The following is a 16,618-nucleotide window of genomic DNA, read 5'->3' on the forward strand; positions in this document are numbered from 1 at the left end:
AAAGGGATGCAATTAAATCGCATCCCTTTGAATAATATTATTCAAGTCAGTTATTATTTCAAATAAACAATTTTCTTCATTTCGTGGTGAGATTGGGAACCATCAAAACTGTTCACTTCAAATGAATAGTAATAAATTCCTGAAGAATTGTTTTGTGCATTCCATGTAACTTCATAGCTGCCGGCATCTTGAACCTTCGAAACCAATTCTTCAATCACTTCACCAAGTGCGTTATAAATACTAATTCTTACCTGGCTTTCTATAGGCAAGGAATATTTTATTGTTGTGAAAGGATTGAAAGGATTCGGATAATTCTGAGAAATATAAAAATCAGATGGAACGAAAGTGAGATTCACTGCAACCTGTTCTGAATATTCAAAAGTTCCGTTATAATCTACTTGTTTTAACCTGTAAATTACAGTTCCTTCATAAGGCAAATATGAAAAGTCATCAGCGTAGCTATAGTTTTGAATTTCAGTTGTAGTTCCTTTTCCTTCTATGAAACCAATTCTCACCCATTCCTGGTTTTTCAATTTCCTCTCAATTTCAAATCCCTGGTTATTTGTCTCTGTGGCAGTTGACCAATTCAGTGTGACAATATTTTCATCCGCTTTAGCAGTGAATGAAGTTAATTCAACTGGAATCTGAAAATCTATGAATGCTTCATAGACACCTCTGCCGTGAGTTCCTGCTCTCAGCATTTGATTGGAATGAGAATAATCAAGATGCATAATAACAGTATTTGGCAAATTGTTTGGAAGTTCAACCCAGGTAGTGCCATTATCTTGAGTCAGGAAAACTCCGATATCCGTTGCAACGAAATATGTATTCGGATTCATATTATCGTAAATATAAATAAATCCATCATTGACAGGTGAATCGGGTAAATTTCCGCTGATGCTAAACCAAGTATTTCCCATATTTGTTGTTTTGTAAACCTTACCTGTTCCAAACCCTGAAAATGTAAGCAATGCAATATTTTCATCTGCCGGATGAATATTAACTGAAGTAATCGTTCTTGAAGGTAATCCACTGGTTTTATTAGTAAAAGTAACTCCACCATCGGTAGATAAAAATATACTTGAACCAGTAGTCGCATATAAAATTTGCGGATTAGTTTTACTTATTGCCATTTCGCGAACTGCGCTGCTTCCATTCACATTTCCTGAAACTGCATTCCAGCTTGCACCATAATCTGTAGATCGATAAACACGCTGACGGGCAACGAAGAAATATGATGAGATAGTTGGATGTTTAATTATTGGAGCTACCCATGCAACATTCTCGCTCATACTTAATCCGGAGGTAGCGTCAACCCAGCTTGTTCCGCCATTGGTTGTCCGGAATAAACCGCCATTTTGAGTTTCACCGATAATGTTCTGATCATTTGCAACCATTGGATTAAAACAAACTTCTCCGCCATCACCACCATAAGCAGCCGCCCAGTTAAGTGAAGAATAAGTTTGCTGAGTTCCGTTATCCTGTGTTCCGCCCAAAATTCTGCTTGGACTAGTCGGACTGGCAGCTATCCTGTAAAATTGTGTTAAAGTTAAAGTCTGGTTGAGATTAGTAAAATTATTTCCGCTATCTGTTGATCTCCATATACCTCCATCATTACAAGAAATTAACGTACTCGGATTTGTCGGATGGAAGAACAAATAATGCTGATCAACATGAACAGAACCACCTTGATATCCGTTTGTGATATTCGTAAAATTTGTTCCATCAGTTGTTCGCCAGATATCTATTGTACCGATAAATACAATGTTTGGATTAGCCGGATTAACTCTGCAATATAAATCATACCATGCCTGCCCTCCTTGATTTTGAAATGATGATGAGGTTGAAAGCTGAGTCCAATTAGCACCTGAATTGGTAGATTTATACACGTTTACTGTATTGCTTCCATGAACTGATGCGTACATAAAAGCTGGTTGTGAAAGACACAGATCAAAATGTGCTCTTGTACCGGTTCCTAATCCGGTTCCAAATGCCGAGAATGATTGACCGCCATCCAGAGATCTTCTGAAACCAGTCCCTGATCCAACAGCAAAAGCGGTATCACCAGTAAAAGTGAAAACAACATCATCACATCTTCCGCTTAGTAATAATGTCCAGTTCAGTCCGGAGTTAGTGCTTCGATATAAACCTGAGGTTCCAAGTGCGGCTAAAAGCTGAGTTGGGTTATTTGGTCTGATTTTAATTCTTGAAAAATATGATGATGAAGGCAATCCGGCAGTAATGTGCTGCCATGTAGCTCCAGCATCCGTTGATTTTAACAATCCTCTTCCATAATACGAAGCACCACTGTATGTTGCTTCACCGGTACCAGCATAAATAATATTTGGATTACTCGGATCGATTGCAATTGAGCCCATTGACATCGAAGGCTGATCATCTGTTAACGGTAACCAATTAACACCATTGTCAGTAGATTTCCATACACCGCCATTTGCAGGACCAATATAAATCGTACTCGGATTCGTGGGATGAAAAGCACCGGTAACTACTCTCGAAGAAATATTACCGTAACTAAAGTAATAACCAGGTGTTGGACCAAGGCTTACCCAATTAATAGCCGGCATTTTGTCAGCATTTTCAATTCTCATTGCATCACGCTGATTCATTGCATTTGCGTAAGCATTTTCTGGTATAAAATTATTAGGATATGCTCTTTGCTCGAAAAACCATCTCTGTCTGATAAAGGGTTTTCTTTGCTGAATGTATTCAGGTGCTTCAGAATAAACTGAATTTTCTACCAGAATATCAGTATAAGTCGTCTGTGCAAAGCTTCCTGATACAGCCAGTAAAAAAATTGAGTAAAAAAGTATTTTCATTATTTCCTCCTTATTGTTTCTGGATAATTACTATTTTTTCAATAAATATTTTGAATAAATTTTCCGACATATTTTAATTTAACAATTTGGCTTTTATTTTTAGGCAAAAATAAACTTCCAAAAGCCATATATCAAACAAAAACGGTACCGAACTGAAAACACCCGAAAAATTACTTTATGAGTTTTTTGGTTATGAAAGCTTTCGTAACAGTCAACTTGAAATAATTGATGCAGTAATAAAGTATGATAACATTCTGGCTGTGCTGCCAACAGGTGCGGGCAAATCCATTTGTTACCAAATCCCGGCACTAATTACTGAAAATTTTTCAATAGTTATTTCGCCATTAATTGCGCTGATGAAAGACCAGGTTGACGCTCTGAACAAAAGGAAAACGGTTGCTGCTTTTATCAATAGCACTATGAGTTATTCTGAAACTGAAAGCGTTTTAACAAAAATCGCTCAGGGAAGTATAAAGCTTCTATACCTTGCCCCCGAAAAAATTGATAGTCTTCAATTCGCAGAGAGAATAAAAGGATTGAATCCGAAATTCCTATTTGTTGATGAAGCTCACTGCATAAGCGAATGGGGACATAATTTCAGACCTAGTTATTTGAGGATAATTGAATTCATCAATCACATCGGAATTAAAAAAGTATCTGCATTTACTGCAACAGCCACACCGGAAGTAAGAAACGATATTGTTTCTCAGCTTGGCTTTAAAGATGAAAAAGTGTTTGTTCGTGGTTTCGAACGGGATAATCTGAACATCAAAGTAATCCAAACAAAGAAGAAAAAAGAAAAATGTTTAGAAATTTTAAAAGAGATTAAAGGTCCGGCAATAATCTATACATCCTCCCGCAAAAAATCAGAGGAAATAGCTGAATACCTAAATGTTAAAGGAATACATTGCAACTTTTATCATGCCGGATTACCTTCACCTGAACGAAGACGCGTACAAGAAGAGTTTATTAATGGTAATACGGAAATTATTTCTGCAACAAATGCATTCGGAATGGGTATTGATAAACCGGACATCAGACTTGTCATTCATTACAACACACCGGGTTCGATTGAAAGTTATTACCAGGAAATTGGCAGAGCTGGTCGTGATGGTAAAGAATCGTTCTGCTGCCTGCTTCACCACGATTCTGATCTCACAATTCAAAATTATTTCATAAATATTTCACATCCCGGCAAAGAGGTAATTCAAAATATTTATAAAGCGATTTGTGATTACAACCGTATAGCTGTGGGAAGTCTTCCTGAGAAAGAATTAATTGTTGACAGAGAATATATATCAGAATATACAGGAAGCGATATAACATCCGGTCTTCTGCATACAGCAATAAAATATCTTGAAAACTCAGGCTACATTCGAAGTATATCTGAGTATGATAAAAAGGATTCACTTGAACTTTTAGTGAGTTCTGACAGATTAAAAGAGTTTATTCATAAAACACCATATAATGAACTTGCAGAAGTTTCTGTCGCTTTAATCCGTGAGTACGGCAGCAGCCTTTTCAAATCACCAGTAAAGTTTTCTGCTTCTGTTCTTTCTCAAAAATTACTGATTCCTAAATCAATTTTTATTGAATCGCTTGACATACTTAATAACATGGGGATTATACTTTTTAATAAAGCAATTAAGGAGAATACTGTAATACTATCAACAGCACGGGTTAACAGCATTGATCTGAAACTAAACTATAAATTAATTAATGAAAGTTACCTCAACTCTCAGAAGAGGCTGGATAAAATGGTCGAGTTTGTTTTTACGAATGAGTGCCGGTTTAAAAATATTTTGAATTATTTTGGCGAAAATGTTCCCGATTACCGTTGTGGAAAATGTGATAATTGCACATCAACAGGTAATTTGCGGGAATCATCTAAATCATATCTCACTGAAATTATAATTGATACACTTGAAGAAGCACGCGAGCCTGTTCCTGAAAATTTTTTAATCAATCTTTTGCGTGGTGAAAAGGTTAAAGAAAGTGTTATTCTTTTTAAACATTTCGGATCTTGTAAGAACTTTTCTATTTCTGATATTAAAAGTGTCATAGCTTACCAGGTATCTAAAGAAAATATAATAAAGACTTTCGGCGGGAAAAATTTTTTGAGTCTGCCAAAGCAGAAAGCCCAATCAATCAACGGAAGCAGTGATTCAAAATCAGATATAAATCAGGACGGAGATTTATATCTTTTTAATCTTCTGAAAGAAGTAAGAAAAAGAACAGCCGATAAATTTATGCAATCAGGTTATTTAATTTGCCCTGATAAAATATTACGCGAAGTAGCAAGATTAAAACCAAGAAATAAAGCGGAGATTTTAACTATAAATGGTTTTAACAGCCGGATGTTCAATAAGCTTGGAAATGATTTCCTCGAAGCGATAAATTCTTACAAGCCTGATATTTTGTATAAATCTGAAACCGGAATTTCAAAAGAGCTTCCTCAGAATATCATCGAAACAAAAAAACTTCTCACAAAAAAATATACATTGAAGGAAATTGCAGAAACAAGAAAACTTTCTGAGGCGGTTATTTCAATGCAGATTGAAACAATTATAGAATATGAACCTGATACTGATATTTCTTCAGTAATAAAAGATGATACATTTCAAAAGATAAAAACAGAATGTGCGGAAGGATTTGATAATTTAAAAGATTTAAAGGAAAGATTACCAGCAAATATTTCTTATCCGGAAATCAGAATTGCAGTTGCAAAACTCAGGGTTGTTTCTCAGCTTCCTTCTTCAATTGCTCAACATAAACAGTAGCAGTATCAAAAAAAGCAATCCACTTTTCCGGTTGTGAGTTGTAGTAACTTATCATTTCATCATATTGATTTTCTGAAATATTATGTCGTGATAAAACTATTGCTCTGACGGAATCAATCGAATAGTTATTTACAGTAGTAGTATCCTGTACAATTAATAAATCGACATAAATTTTGAGAAATGTTTTTTCAGGGATAGGAGGGCCTTTATCGCACGCAAACATGAAAAAAAACAGAAAGATTAAAAATGAATATGACTTTTGGTCCCGAATCAGGTTCGGAACAGTCTTTTGACTTTTAACTTTTGACATTTGACTTTGTTAATTCATCTTCTTGCTGGCTTCAAAAAGAATTCGCTTTTCCCTTTCCGTAAGATTTTGATAACCTGATTGACTTATTTTGTCAAGGATAGCATCAATTTCTGCCTGAGAAATTTCATCAGTATCTTTTTTATGATTAATGTCATAGTACTTCGCTTCTTCAATGTCATCTTTTTTTCTTTTAAATTTGTCCGATAAACCGCTGAACGGATTCTGAAACTGATTGTTTGATCTGTATCCAGTGGAAATATTTAACATCCGTTTTAACGGTACATCAATGTGTTTATCAAATAAAATAAATAAAAATCCGGCTAATGCACCACCAAGATGTGCAAGATGAGCAACCGTATCCTGAGCACTATCAACTGCCAGAATTTCAAACACAATCAGAAATCCAATCAGATATTTTGCTTTAACAGGAATAAAGAACCAGAGAAAAATATATCTATCGGGAAACATTAAAGCAAAAGCAATCATTACCCCGAAAATTGCCCCGGATGCTCCGATTGTAGGTGCAGGAATTGAAAACAGTGGCGCAATAAATAATTGAGCTAACCCTGCTGCTATTCCACAAACAAGGTAATAAGTTAGAAATTTTTTTGAACCTAAAATATTTTCAATCTCCATTCCGAACATCCACAGCATAAACATATTGAAGAAAATATGCCAAAACCCACCGTGCATAAACTGATAAGTAATTAACTGCCAGGGATAAAAATGCCAGATAATTGGTTCACCACCTATTGAGCCGGCAACAAATCCATTCACAGGTATTAAACCAAAGTATTGGGTGATCATATCAGAAAGCTTAAATCCTGGCCCAACAAGAAAGCTCTCTCCAAGTATCTGTATAAAAAATACAATTACATTGATGATTAAAAGAGTTTTTATCACAGGAGGAAAAACACTGAATCCTCCAAATGGTTTATAATAATTGTTCATTCATTAACGAAATTAATAATTTAAAATATAAACTTGTCTGCATCCAATTAGCCATTCATTCATTCATCCATTCATACGCCCATGCATTCATACAATCATTTCACCCATTGTTTGCATGAATGAATTATGGTTGCAAGTTAATAACAATATATTGTATTCTGTTTATTGAGCATCTTTTAACGCTGCAACACCGGGAAGAATTTTTCCTTCAAGAAATTCTAACGATGCACCACCACCGGTTGAAACATGAGAAACTTTTTTCTCAAGTCCGGCATCGCTAATTGCCGAAGCAGAATCACCACCACCAATTACTGTTATCGCACCACTTTCAGTTACATTTGCCAGAGTTTGTGCAATTGCAAATGTTCCTTTTGCAAAATTTGGCATTTCAAAAACGCCCATTGGACCATTCCAGACTATAGTTTTTGATTTCATCAGTTCATCTGAAAACAATTTAATTGACTTTGGTCCTATATCCAAACCCATTTTTTCTGAAGGGATATTATCAACGTCAACAACAGTTCCCGGAGAATCATTTTTGAATTCATTTGCGACTACTATATCAACCGGAAGTAAAAATTTAATTTTTGATGATTTTACTTTTTCAAGAAGTTCTTTTGCCAGATCAAGTTTCTCCACTTCAAGCAGTGATTTACCGATCTCTTTTCCCTGAGCTTTAAAGAATGTGAAAGCCATTCCACCACCAACAATTAATGTATCAACTTTATCAAGAAGATTATTTATCACATCAATCTTACCTGAAATTTTTGCACCGCCGAGAATTGCACAGTATGGTCTTTTAGGATTCGCGAGTGCACTTCCTAAATAATCCAACTCTTTCTGCATAAGATAACCTGCAACACAGGTTGTAATATATTTTGTAATTCCCTCCGTTGAAGCATGTGCTCTGTGTGCACTTCCGAACGCATCGTTTATGTAAACATCACCAAGATTTGCCAACTGCTTTGCAAACTCAGGATCGTTTTTTTCTTCCTGTTTGTGAAAACGTAGATTTTCAAGTAACACAACATCACCGGGTTTCATCTCTTTTACGAGATTTTCTGTCTCTGCACCAATGCAATCAGGAGCTAGTTTGACATCTTTACCAAGTAATTTACTTAATCGTTCTGCTGCTGGTTTTAAGCTGAACTCTGTTTTGCGTTCTCCTTTTGGTCTTCCCAAGTGACTCATAAGAATCGCTTTGCCATCGGATTCAATTATTTTTTTAATTGTTGGAAGTGATTCAACTATCCGAATGTCGTTTGTTACATTTAATTTTTCATCAAGAGGAACATTAAAGTCAACTCTGACAAGAACTCTTTTATTTTTCAAATCTACTTTATCTATTGAAAGTTTATTCATTTTAATGCTGCGAGTTTAATCCAAAAATATTTTATTAAGTAAAGACAGATTCCGGACAACCTGCCTGCCGGACAGGCAGGGCCAGAATGACATCCTTCTCATTTACATTTTCGTCATTTTCATCAAAAGATCAACACATCGGTTTGAGTAACCCCATTCGTTATCATACCAGGTAACAATTTTGAAGAATCGTTTTTCATCTTTGAAATTGTTCTGAAGCGTTGCCAATGAATCATAAATTGATGAACGTTCGTCGTGATTCAGATCGGTTGAAACAAGCTCTTCTTCAGTATATCCAAGAATACCTTTCAAATAAGTGCCCGATGCTCTTTTTAAAAGCTCGTCAATTTCTTTTATTGAGGTATCTCTTGTCGAACGGAAAGTGAGATCGACAACAGAAACATTAGCAGTAGGAATTCTGAACGACATTCCAGTTAATTTTCCTTTCGTAGAGGGCAGAACTTCGCCAACAGCTTTTGCAGCACCGGTTGTTGAAGGAATAATATTTATTGCAGCAGCACGACCGCCCCTCCAATCTTTCTTCGATGGACCGTCAACAGTTTTTTGTGTTGCAGTGTAAGCATGGATTGTTGTCATTATTCCAACCTCGACTCCAATTCCCTCTTTCAATAAAACGTGAACTACCGGAGCCAGACAATTCGTAGTGCACGAAGCGTTGGAAATAATTTTATGCTCTGGCTTCAGTTCATTATCATTTACACCCATAACAACTGTTTTAACTTCACCTTTACCCGGAGCTGAGATAAGTACTTTTTTCGCACCAGCGGTCAAGTGTCCTTTTGCTTTTTCTGAATCCGTAAATAGTCCGGTTGATTCGATTACAACGTCAACACCAAGTTCTTTCCACGGAAGTTGAGAAGGATCTTTAGTTGCAAGAACACATTTGGTCTCATCTCCATTAATTACTAAAATATCATCGTGTTCTAATTCCGGTTTACTTTTCTTCGAGCTTAGTTCGCCTTTGAAAATGCCATGAACGGAATCATACTTCAACTGATAAGCAAAATATTTCGCATCATTTACAACATCCACAAGTGCTACGACGTCAAATTCTTTTCCTAAAACTCCCTTTTCAGCCATAGAACGAAGTATAAGTCTTCCTATTCTCCCGAATCCATTTATTGCTATTTTTACAGCCATTTTTATCTCCTTGATAATATGATTTGAATTGAAAAAACTTGCCAAAGTTAGTTAAAGCGAAATGCATTTTCAATTTATAAATATGGTATAATGTGATATATCACAGGATTTATTATGTATTTAGCAACAGGGAACTCATCCCCGAAACAAGTTCGGGGCAGGCACTAATCCTTCGCTTAAAAAGAGAAGCCCTTATTGTAGTTCATATCATTTTATGAAAATAGTTAACCGAATTATATGATACTAGGATTTAGCTAATATAATTCCATCTCTAGTAAGGGAAGTATATGAGTGAGTTTGTTTCACTTTATTTATATTTGCAGAAAATTATTCTACTAAAACCAACTAAGCAAGAGGCAAAAAATGTCAACTAAGAAAATGCAGGATGCACTTAACAAGCAGTTAACTGACGAACTTTATTCATCATATTTGTATTTATCAATAGCTGCTCATTTCGAAGAACAAAGTTTAAAGGGGTTCGCAAACTGGTTCAGAATTCAATCGCAGGAAGAATACGGACACGCAATGAAGTTTTATAATTTTATTATACGAACCGACGGCAGAGTAATTTTAACACAGATAGATGCACCAAAGACAAGCTGGAAAAATGTTATGGATGCTTTTAAAGATACTCTAACACACGAAAAAAAAATTACAGGACTAATTCACAAGCTTGTGGATCTTTCAATTCAATCAAAAGATTATGCAACCAATAATTTTTTGCAGTGGTTTGTTAACGAACAGGTTGAAGAAGAAGCTACTGTCGAAGAAATCATTCGTAAACTTGAAATGATTGGAGATAATAAAGGAGGCTTATATATGTTAGATCGTGAACTTGGAGCTAGAACCGCTGCAGGTAATTAGAGATCTGAATTATTTTACATTCAAAAAATCCCCTTCCCAGGAAGAGGATTTTTTATTTTAATTCTTCACATCCGCAAGCAGGAAAGCGGTTGATCTCATTGAGTGGACTTTGTTTGCTATCGGTAAGTTGATTTCTTCAAACCCAATTTTCGAGCTTTAAATCTTTAATCCGACTAAACTCTTTTTCATTATTTGTTACCAAGATAAGTTCCCTGCTTAATGCGATAGCAGCTATTAACAAATCCATCGCACCTATCATTTGACCATTAGCTTCGAGTTCAGCTCTTATCCTACCATAAACAACAGCATCATCCGAATTAAAATCTAGCGTGACTAATGGCTGAAGAAATTCCTGCAATGCTATGGTATTCTCATTCGGTTTTGAACTCTTAGCTAGACCAAAATACAATTCAGCGATCGTAATGGCAGATATCGCAACATCACCAAGTTTTATTTTAGAAAAGATTTTGATGATCGATTCTGGTTTCTTCTTGATAATGTAAATGCAGATGTTGGTATCCAGAAGATATTTCAAAAAAACAATCCTTTTCGCTCTTCTAAAGTTGGCTGAGTTCTTTCTGTCATAAAATCATCTGAGAATTTTTCTAAACTTGCAAACATCAAATCCCACTTTTCTAATTTAGGTAACAGGATAATTGCATCACCGATTCTGGTGATATAAGTTTCCTTACCTTTCAATCTATAAGATTTGGGTAAACGTACTGCCTGACTTTGTCCGTTTTTAAATATTTTCGCTATATCCATTACAGCCTTTCTAATATATACTACAAATATATACTTTAATTAATTAAAATCAATAGACTTATGGGTAATTAAAAAGTAAACTTGAGACGCTGGGAACTGCAGAATTTTCAGGAATTTCTTAATTCTTAAAATCTGCAAGCGGGAATGCAGTTTCTCTCATCGAATGGACTTTATTCGCAACAGGTAAGCTGACTTCATTTTTAACTCTTGCTTCAAAATAATCTCTGAATCTATCCACCATAAATTTAACAGGCCATGCTGCTGCTTCACCAAGTGCACAGATAGTATTTCCTTCAATCTGGTTTGCAACTGTTATAAGTAAATCCAGATCATTTGCAGAACCATTACCGGCTAAAATTCTTTTCAGTATTTTTTCAAGCCACCCTGTTCCTTCACGGCAAGGTGTACATTGTCCACAGCTTTCGTGATGGTAGAAGTGTGCAATTCTTGCTAGTACTTTTACGAGATCGGTATCCTCATCCATTACTATAATTCCACCGGTACCAATAGCAGAACCAACTTCTTTCAGGGACTCAGCATCCATCCTGACACCTTCGAGTTTATCTCCACGAATTGGTGGCATTGAAGTTCCGCCAGGAATAACACACAAAACTTTTTTATTATTTGGAACGCCACCGGCATAATTGTAAATAATATCCGTGAGTAGAGTACCTGTTGGAAGTTCATAAACTCCGGGTTTGTTTACATGTCCGCTAACACCAAACAACAAAGTACCGGGATGTTTTGGATGTCCGATTATTGAAAACCATTCCCATCCTTTTTCAATTATCTGCGGAACATTTGTTATTGTTTCAACATTATTGATTGTAGTCGGACAACCCCATAAACCATTCTGCGCAGGGAACGGAGGTTTTACTCTTGGATATCCTCTTTTGCCTTCTAATGAATTCATCAATGAAGATTCCTCACCGCAAATGTAAGCACCTGCTCCTTTGTGAATATAAACATCACAGCAAAAATCAGTGCTGAAAGTTTCTTTCATCTTTACACCAAGAAAGCCTTTTGCATAAGCATCATCAATAGCTTTCTGCAATAACTTAATCCACTTGTGATACTCACCTCTGATGTAAACGTAAGCAGTCTTTGCACCGATCGCATAACAAGTAATTATCGCTCCTTCAATCATTTGGTGAGGATTGAATTCGAATATTTGTCTGTCTTTAAAAGAACCAGGTTCGCTTTCATCACCGTTGATGCATAGATATTTTGGCTTAACCGAAGTCTTCGGCATAAAGCTCCATTTAAGTCCACATAAAAACGCAGCACCGCCTCTTCCTCTCAATCCGGATTTTTTAACCTGATCGATTATGTCGTCAGGAGTTTTAGTGAATGCTTTCTTTGCAGCATTGTATCCGTTGTTGTTTATATAAACATCGATCAGATGCAGGTCTTGTATTTCGGGGAGAACTATTTTTTCCATATTAGCACGGTCCCCTTGCCAAAGGCATCCCTTTAGGAAAATCCCCGAAGGAGGACTTTATTAAAAAACCATTTTCAATTTGATTATGCATTTTGTCAATAAAAGTCATTTATGATTTTTTGTTTAAATTTTTAAACTCCCTCTCCTTTGGAGAGGGTTGGGGTGAGGCCATTCAATATTTCCTCAACTTTTTCTTTAGAAAGATTCTCATAATAGTCTTCATTAATTGCTATCATCGGTGCCGTTCCGCAGCTACCCATACATTCAACTTCCTCAAGAGAAAATTTCTGGTCCGCAGTTACACCCATATGATCTATCCCGAATTTATCTTTCACCTGGTTCCAGATTTCATAACCACCACGAAGCATGCATGAAACATTTGTGCAAACCTGGATATGGTATTTCCCCATCTGTTTCTGATGAAACATTGTATAGAAAGTAACTACTCCAAGAACTTCTTCAGCAGTCATTCCAAGAACGTCAGCGACTTCTTTCATCACTTCAAAACTGATATATCCATTTTGTTCCTGGGCAATATAAAGTGCAGACATAACTGCAGGCTTGCGAACAGGATATTTTTTAGTTTCCTGTTCTATTCTTCCGAGATTTTCTTGTGTGAATTTGAATTCCATTTAATTAAAGCTCCAATTTTCAAATACCAAAAAACAAATAAGCACCAAAATCAAAATTCAAATATTTAAAGCAAATTTTATAATTAGAATTTAAGGATTGAATATTATTTGAAATTTGTGTTTTGATATTTGATGTTTCCATTTATTTATCCGCTTCTCCCATAATCGGATCAATACTTCCAATTATTGCAACAACATCAGATATCATTTGACCGACAACTAATTTCGGTAATGATTGCAAGTTATTAAACGAAGGTGATCGTATTTTGTTCTTCCAGGGCTTCCCATCACCTTTGCTGACGAGATAAAATCCGAGTTCTCCTTTTGATCCTTCAATAGCATGATATATTTCTCCTGCAGGAGGGTTAATCCCAAAATTCACAATCATAAAATCATAAATCAATTCTTCCATCTTAGTATAAATTTCATCTTTTTTAGGAAGAACTTTATGCGGAATATTTGCCTGAACCGGTCCTTGCGGTATCTTGTCAAGAATTTGTTTTACGATCTCTGCACTTTCGCGGCATTCATCAAGTCTTACGAAATATCGTGCAAGACAATCTCCTTCAGTATAAGTTGGAATTCTGAAATCAATTTCATCATAACATAAATACGGTGTATTTCTTCTTAAATCAAATTCAACACCGCAAGCGCGCAGGTTTGGACCACAGAAACCCAGATCAATTGCATCTTCTTTTGAAATGGCACCAACACCATCAACGCGTTCAATAAAAATTCTATTAGTGTTGATCAACTGTTCAATTTCAGCCAGGTTTTGTTCAAACTGATCAATGAACCATTTTACTTTTGCTAATGCTTCCGGTTGAGCATCGTTTGCAACTCCACCAATTCGTGTATAGCTGTTTGTAAATCTAGCACCGCAAAGTATATCCCAAATATTCAGAACTTTCTCTCGTTCACGAAGAGTCCATAAAAAGATTGTCAACGCTCCAACGTCCATTGCAAAAGCACCGATTGCAACAAGATGAGATGTAATTCTGGCAAGTTCTGCAATCATCATCCTGATATATTGAGCCCGTTTTGGAGCTTCAATTCCGGCTAACTTTTCTACAGCAAGAACCCAGGCAACATTATTTGCCATTGGTGAGATGTAATCAAGGCGGTCTGTGTGAGGAATGTATTCATAGTAGCTCATATTCTCAGCCATTTTTTCATATCCCCGATGAAGATATCCAAGTTCCGGTACACAACCAATAATTCTCTCGCCATCTAATCTCAAAAGTAAACGAAGTACACCATGAGTTGCAGGATGCTGCGGACCCATATTGAGTATCATCTCATTTTCCAAAGCATCATCAATTGTAAAATCGTTTCTTGTATTCAGAAGTGCTTGTAAAATTTTCGGGTCTGTTTCTTTTTCTAACTGTTTCATGAAAATTATTTTTTGGGTAAACTCAGCGATCCGGGGATACCCATCAATGGAAAATCTTTTCTTAAAGGATAATATTCAAATTCTTCGGGCATATACATTCTTCTTAAATCAGGATGATTGTTGAATTTTATTCCATACATATCGAAGGTTTCTCTTTCCTGCCAGTTTGCTGCCTGCCAGATTGAAGTGACGGAATCAATCGAACAATCAGCTTCATCAACATCACATTTTAATCTCAAACGAAAGTTATGTTTCATTGAAAAAATATTATAAATAACAGTAAATCTGTCCTTTCGTGCAGCCCAATCAATGGCAGTTACATCCGAGCACCAAGTAAATTCAAGATCAGCTTCTGACTTTAAAAATCTGCAAACTTCAACGATGTATTTCTTCTCAAACTTAATTGAAAGTTCATCTCTATATTCAGTTTGTTCAAACTCAACTGAAGGAAATTTTTCTTTTAGTTTTTGAGGAATAAGTTCTTTTAAATTCATGGCAATTAATTGTTTTGTAGTACGTTCAACTCCGGGACCTTGATACCTTCATCTTCGATTGTAATATTCTGAAATTGAGATGCTTTTGTTTTGCCTATTTTATCCTGAATCATAATCAAAGCATTCAGAAGATTATCGGGACGTGGCGGACAACCAGCGAGATAAATATCAACCGGTAAAAACTGGTCAATTCCCTGCACAACAGAATATGAGCGATACATTCCGCCCGAAGATGTACAAGCTCCCATTGCAATTACCCATTTCGGTTCAGGCATCTGGTCATAAATTTTTCTAACAACATGTGACATTTTATAAGTGACTGTTCCGGCAACAATCATAAGATCACATTGTCGTGGTGTAAAACGCATCACTTCTGAACCAAATCTGGCTATGTCATATTTCGGATCGCCAGCAGCCATCATTTCAATTGCACAGCAGGAAATTCCCATAGGCATAGGCCAAACAGAATTTTTTCTTGCCCAGCCAATTATTGCGTTGAGCTGTGTTGTTAAAAATCCGTTTTCTTTTATATAAGATTCTAATCCCAATTGAATCCACCTTTCTTATACGCATATAAATATCCTAACTCGAGGACAATTAAAAATAAAAGCATAGATACAAATACTGATATTCCAAATTCACCAAATAATTTTCTGAACTGAACAGCCCATGGATAAATAAATATGACTTCAAGATCAAATATGATAAAGAACATTCCTACCAGGTAATACTTAATTGAGATCCGTTGTTTTGTTGTACCCACAGGCTGCATACCACTTTCATACGTGGAAGTTTTCTGTTTGTTTGGTCGTTGCGGACCAATTAGCGTTGACGACCAGACAACAACAACACCAAAAATAAGAGCAACAGCTAAAACTAGAAACAGTGGTATATAATCTATTATCATTTTATAATTATCAAATAATTGAGGTCAAAATTATTGAAAATACAGGGTATTGTCAAAGCAAAGTTTAATATGCTTCTGCTTTTTTCAATCACTAATGAATTACTTTAAGTTAAACTATTTTAGATATCAGGAGAGCTTTTACTATTTCAATTTAATTGCGATTTGAAGGTAATTATTAATTGCGCCTAAAAACTCATAGTTCAATTTATAAGCTGACACGATTTCAGTGAATGCTTTAAATTCGTGAGTCGGGACACCAAACTCATCGAATATTATAATATCGTCTTTGTTTAAAAATGGGTGAAGCTTAGTTAATACAAAAATAGTTGATGAATAAAGATCAGCATCTATATGAATAACCTTTCTGTTGCCGGATTTGTAATCTTGAAGAAAACCTGGAAGCGAATCCTGGAACATACCTTTGATAAAAGTAACTCGGTTATCATTAATAATCGGTGCTTGTCCCTGAGTATTATAATGCTGTTTTTTCATTACACCAAAATCTTCCGGAAGCCCGGTGAATACATCAAACCCAAAAAAACGTGTTTCTTGATTTTTGATTTTTTCAACCCACCATTTAAATGCTGTTCCACCAGCAACACCAAATTCAAGATAATCAATCACCTGATTTTTTATTTCTTCATTAAATACGAATTCGTGCAATTGAAATCGATTTTCATATTGAACTCACCTATTATAAAAATCATTGAATTTTCCTTTT

Annotated in this window: 16 protein-coding genes; 2 read left to right on the plus strand and 14 right to left on the minus strand. The window is 35.7% G+C overall.

Annotated elements, in window-relative coordinates; translation table 11 throughout:
• Nucleotides 1-53 precede the first annotated feature (53 nt).
• Nucleotides 54-2,837, minus strand: a complete 2,784-nt coding sequence (locus tag HND39_01130) for a T9SS type A sorting domain-containing protein (GenBank protein ID QKJ94975.1) — start codon at nt 2,835-2,837, stop codon at nt 54-56.
• 356 nt (nt 2,838-3,193) lie between these two features.
• On the opposite strand from HND39_01130, the gene HND39_01135 reads away from it, so the two are divergent.
• Entirely contained in the window at nt 3,194-5,617 is a 2,424-nt protein-coding gene (locus HND39_01135) for a RecQ family ATP-dependent DNA helicase (GenBank protein QKJ94976.1), read from the plus strand.
• On the opposite strand, the gene HND39_01140 is transcribed toward HND39_01135, so the two are convergent.
• The 4 genes from HND39_01140 to gap all read right to left on the minus strand — a co-directional run bounded on the left by HND39_01140 (nt 5,568) and on the right by gap (nt 9,401).
• Complete coding sequence (locus tag HND39_01140) at nt 5,568-5,927, minus strand: DUF4296 domain-containing protein (GenBank protein ID QKJ94977.1); 360 nt, start codon at nt 5,925-5,927, stop codon at nt 5,568-5,570. The genes HND39_01135 and HND39_01140 overlap by 50 nt on opposite strands.
• Before the next feature lie 9 nt (nt 5,928-5,936).
• Nucleotides 5,937-6,878 carry a rhomboid family intramembrane serine protease gene (locus tag HND39_01145; protein QKJ94978.1) on the minus strand — a complete coding sequence of 314 codons (942 nt, stop codon included), beginning with the start codon at nt 6,876-6,878 and terminating at the stop codon, nt 5,937-5,939.
• A gap of 162 nt (nt 6,879-7,040) precedes the next feature.
• Entirely contained in the window at nt 7,041-8,240 is a 1,200-nt protein-coding gene (locus HND39_01150; protein QKJ94979.1) for a phosphoglycerate kinase, read from the minus strand.
• Nucleotides 8,241-8,342: 102 nt separating this feature from the next.
• Complete coding sequence (gene gap / locus HND39_01155) at nt 8,343-9,401, minus strand: type I glyceraldehyde-3-phosphate dehydrogenase (protein QKJ94980.1); 1,059 nt, start codon at nt 9,399-9,401, stop codon at nt 8,343-8,345.
• Nucleotides 9,402-9,764: 363 nt separating this feature from the next.
• Between gap and HND39_01160 the strand changes: the two genes are divergently transcribed.
• Nucleotides 9,765-10,265 carry a ferritin gene (locus tag HND39_01160; protein ID QKJ94981.1) on the plus strand — a complete coding sequence of 167 codons (501 nt, stop codon included), beginning with the start codon at nt 9,765-9,767 and terminating at the stop codon, nt 10,263-10,265.
• Between the two features lie 136 nt (nt 10,266-10,401).
• On the opposite strand, the gene HND39_01165 is transcribed toward HND39_01160, so the two are convergent.
• The 9 genes from HND39_01165 to HND39_01205 form a co-directional block, all read right to left on the minus strand.
• Nucleotides 10,402-10,800, minus strand: a complete 399-nt coding sequence (locus tag HND39_01165) for a type II toxin-antitoxin system VapC family toxin (GenBank protein QKJ94982.1) — start codon at nt 10,798-10,800, stop codon at nt 10,402-10,404.
• Nucleotides 10,797-11,030, minus strand: coding sequence for an antitoxin (locus HND39_01170; protein QKJ94983.1), 234 nt, complete (start codon nt 11,028-11,030; stop codon nt 10,797-10,799). The genes HND39_01165 and HND39_01170 overlap by 4 nt, the downstream gene beginning before the upstream one ends.
• Nucleotides 11,031-11,148: 118 nt before the next feature.
• Entirely contained in the window at nt 11,149-12,471 is a 1,323-nt protein-coding gene (gene nuoF / locus HND39_01175) for an NADH-quinone oxidoreductase subunit NuoF (GenBank protein ID QKJ94984.1), read from the minus strand.
• A 131-nt stretch (nt 12,472-12,602) separates the two neighbouring features.
• Complete coding sequence (locus HND39_01180) at nt 12,603-13,103, minus strand: NAD(P)H-dependent oxidoreductase subunit E (GenBank protein QKJ94985.1); 501 nt, start codon at nt 13,101-13,103, stop codon at nt 12,603-12,605.
• A 142-nt stretch (nt 13,104-13,245) separates the two neighbouring features.
• On the minus strand, nt 13,246-14,496 hold the full coding sequence (gene nuoD, locus HND39_01185; protein ID QKJ94986.1) for an NADH dehydrogenase (quinone) subunit D: 1,251 nt from the start codon (nt 14,494-14,496) through the stop codon (nt 13,246-13,248).
• A 5-nt stretch (nt 14,497-14,501) separates the two neighbouring features.
• Nucleotides 14,502-14,990 (minus strand): NADH-quinone oxidoreductase subunit C, encoded by a 489-nt coding sequence (locus tag HND39_01190; protein ID QKJ94987.1) that lies wholly within the window; start codon nt 14,988-14,990, stop codon nt 14,502-14,504.
• A 5-nt stretch (nt 14,991-14,995) separates the two neighbouring features.
• Nucleotides 14,996-15,538 carry an NADH-quinone oxidoreductase subunit NuoB gene (nuoB, locus tag HND39_01195; GenBank protein QKJ94988.1) on the minus strand — a complete coding sequence of 181 codons (543 nt, stop codon included), beginning with the start codon at nt 15,536-15,538 and terminating at the stop codon, nt 14,996-14,998.
• Nucleotides 15,529-15,897 carry an NADH-quinone oxidoreductase subunit A gene (locus HND39_01200; protein QKJ94989.1) on the minus strand — a complete coding sequence of 123 codons (369 nt, stop codon included), beginning with the start codon at nt 15,895-15,897 and terminating at the stop codon, nt 15,529-15,531. Before HND39_01200 ends, nuoB begins: the two co-directional genes overlap by 10 nt.
• Nucleotides 15,898-16,038: 141 nt before the next feature.
• Nucleotides 16,039-16,560 carry a macrocin O-methyltransferase gene (locus HND39_01205; GenBank protein QKJ94990.1) on the minus strand — a complete coding sequence of 174 codons (522 nt, stop codon included), beginning with the start codon at nt 16,558-16,560 and terminating at the stop codon, nt 16,039-16,041.
• Nucleotides 16,561-16,618: the final 58 nt, after the last annotated feature.

The organism is Ignavibacteriota bacterium, from assembly GCA_013285405.1.
Lineage (GTDB): Bacteria > Bacteroidota > Ignavibacteria > Ignavibacteriales > Ignavibacteriaceae > IGN2.

Coding starts and splice junctions, on each gene's coding strand:
- HND39_01135 (QKJ94976.1), top strand. CDS start 3,194: ATGAAAGACCAGGTTGACGCTCTGAACAAAAGGAAAACGGTTGCTGCT.
- HND39_01190 (QKJ94987.1), bottom strand. CDS start 14,990: ATGAATTTAAAAGAACTTATTCCTCAAAAACTAAAAGAAAAATTTCCT.
- HND39_01145 (QKJ94978.1), bottom strand. CDS start 6,878: ATGAACAATTATTATAAACCATTTGGAGGATTCAGTGTTTTTCCTCCT.
- HND39_01150 (QKJ94979.1), bottom strand. CDS start 8,240: ATGAATAAACTTTCAATAGATAAAGTAGATTTGAAAAATAAAAGAGTT.
- HND39_01200 (QKJ94989.1), bottom strand. CDS start 15,897: ATGATAATAGATTATATACCACTGTTTCTAGTTTTAGCTGTTGCTCTT.
- HND39_01180 (QKJ94985.1), bottom strand. CDS start 13,103: ATGGAATTCAAATTCACACAAGAAAATCTCGGAAGAATAGAACAGGAA.
- HND39_01130 (QKJ94975.1), bottom strand. CDS start 2,837: ATGAAAATACTTTTTTACTCAATTTTTTTACTGGCTGTATCAGGAAGC.
- HND39_01160 (QKJ94981.1), top strand. CDS start 9,765: ATGTCAACTAAGAAAATGCAGGATGCACTTAACAAGCAGTTAACTGAC.
- HND39_01170 (QKJ94983.1), bottom strand. CDS start 11,030: ATGGATATAGCGAAAATATTTAAAAACGGACAAAGTCAGGCAGTACGT.
- gap (QKJ94980.1), bottom strand. CDS start 9,401: ATGGCTGTAAAAATAGCAATAAATGGATTCGGGAGAATAGGAAGACTT.
- HND39_01140 (QKJ94977.1), bottom strand. CDS start 5,927: ATGTCAAAAGTTAAAAGTCAAAAGACTGTTCCGAACCTGATTCGGGAC.
- nuoD (QKJ94986.1), bottom strand. CDS start 14,496: ATGAAACAGTTAGAAAAAGAAACAGACCCGAAAATTTTACAAGCACTT.
- nuoF (QKJ94984.1), bottom strand. CDS start 12,471: ATGGAAAAAATAGTTCTCCCCGAAATACAAGACCTGCATCTGATCGAT.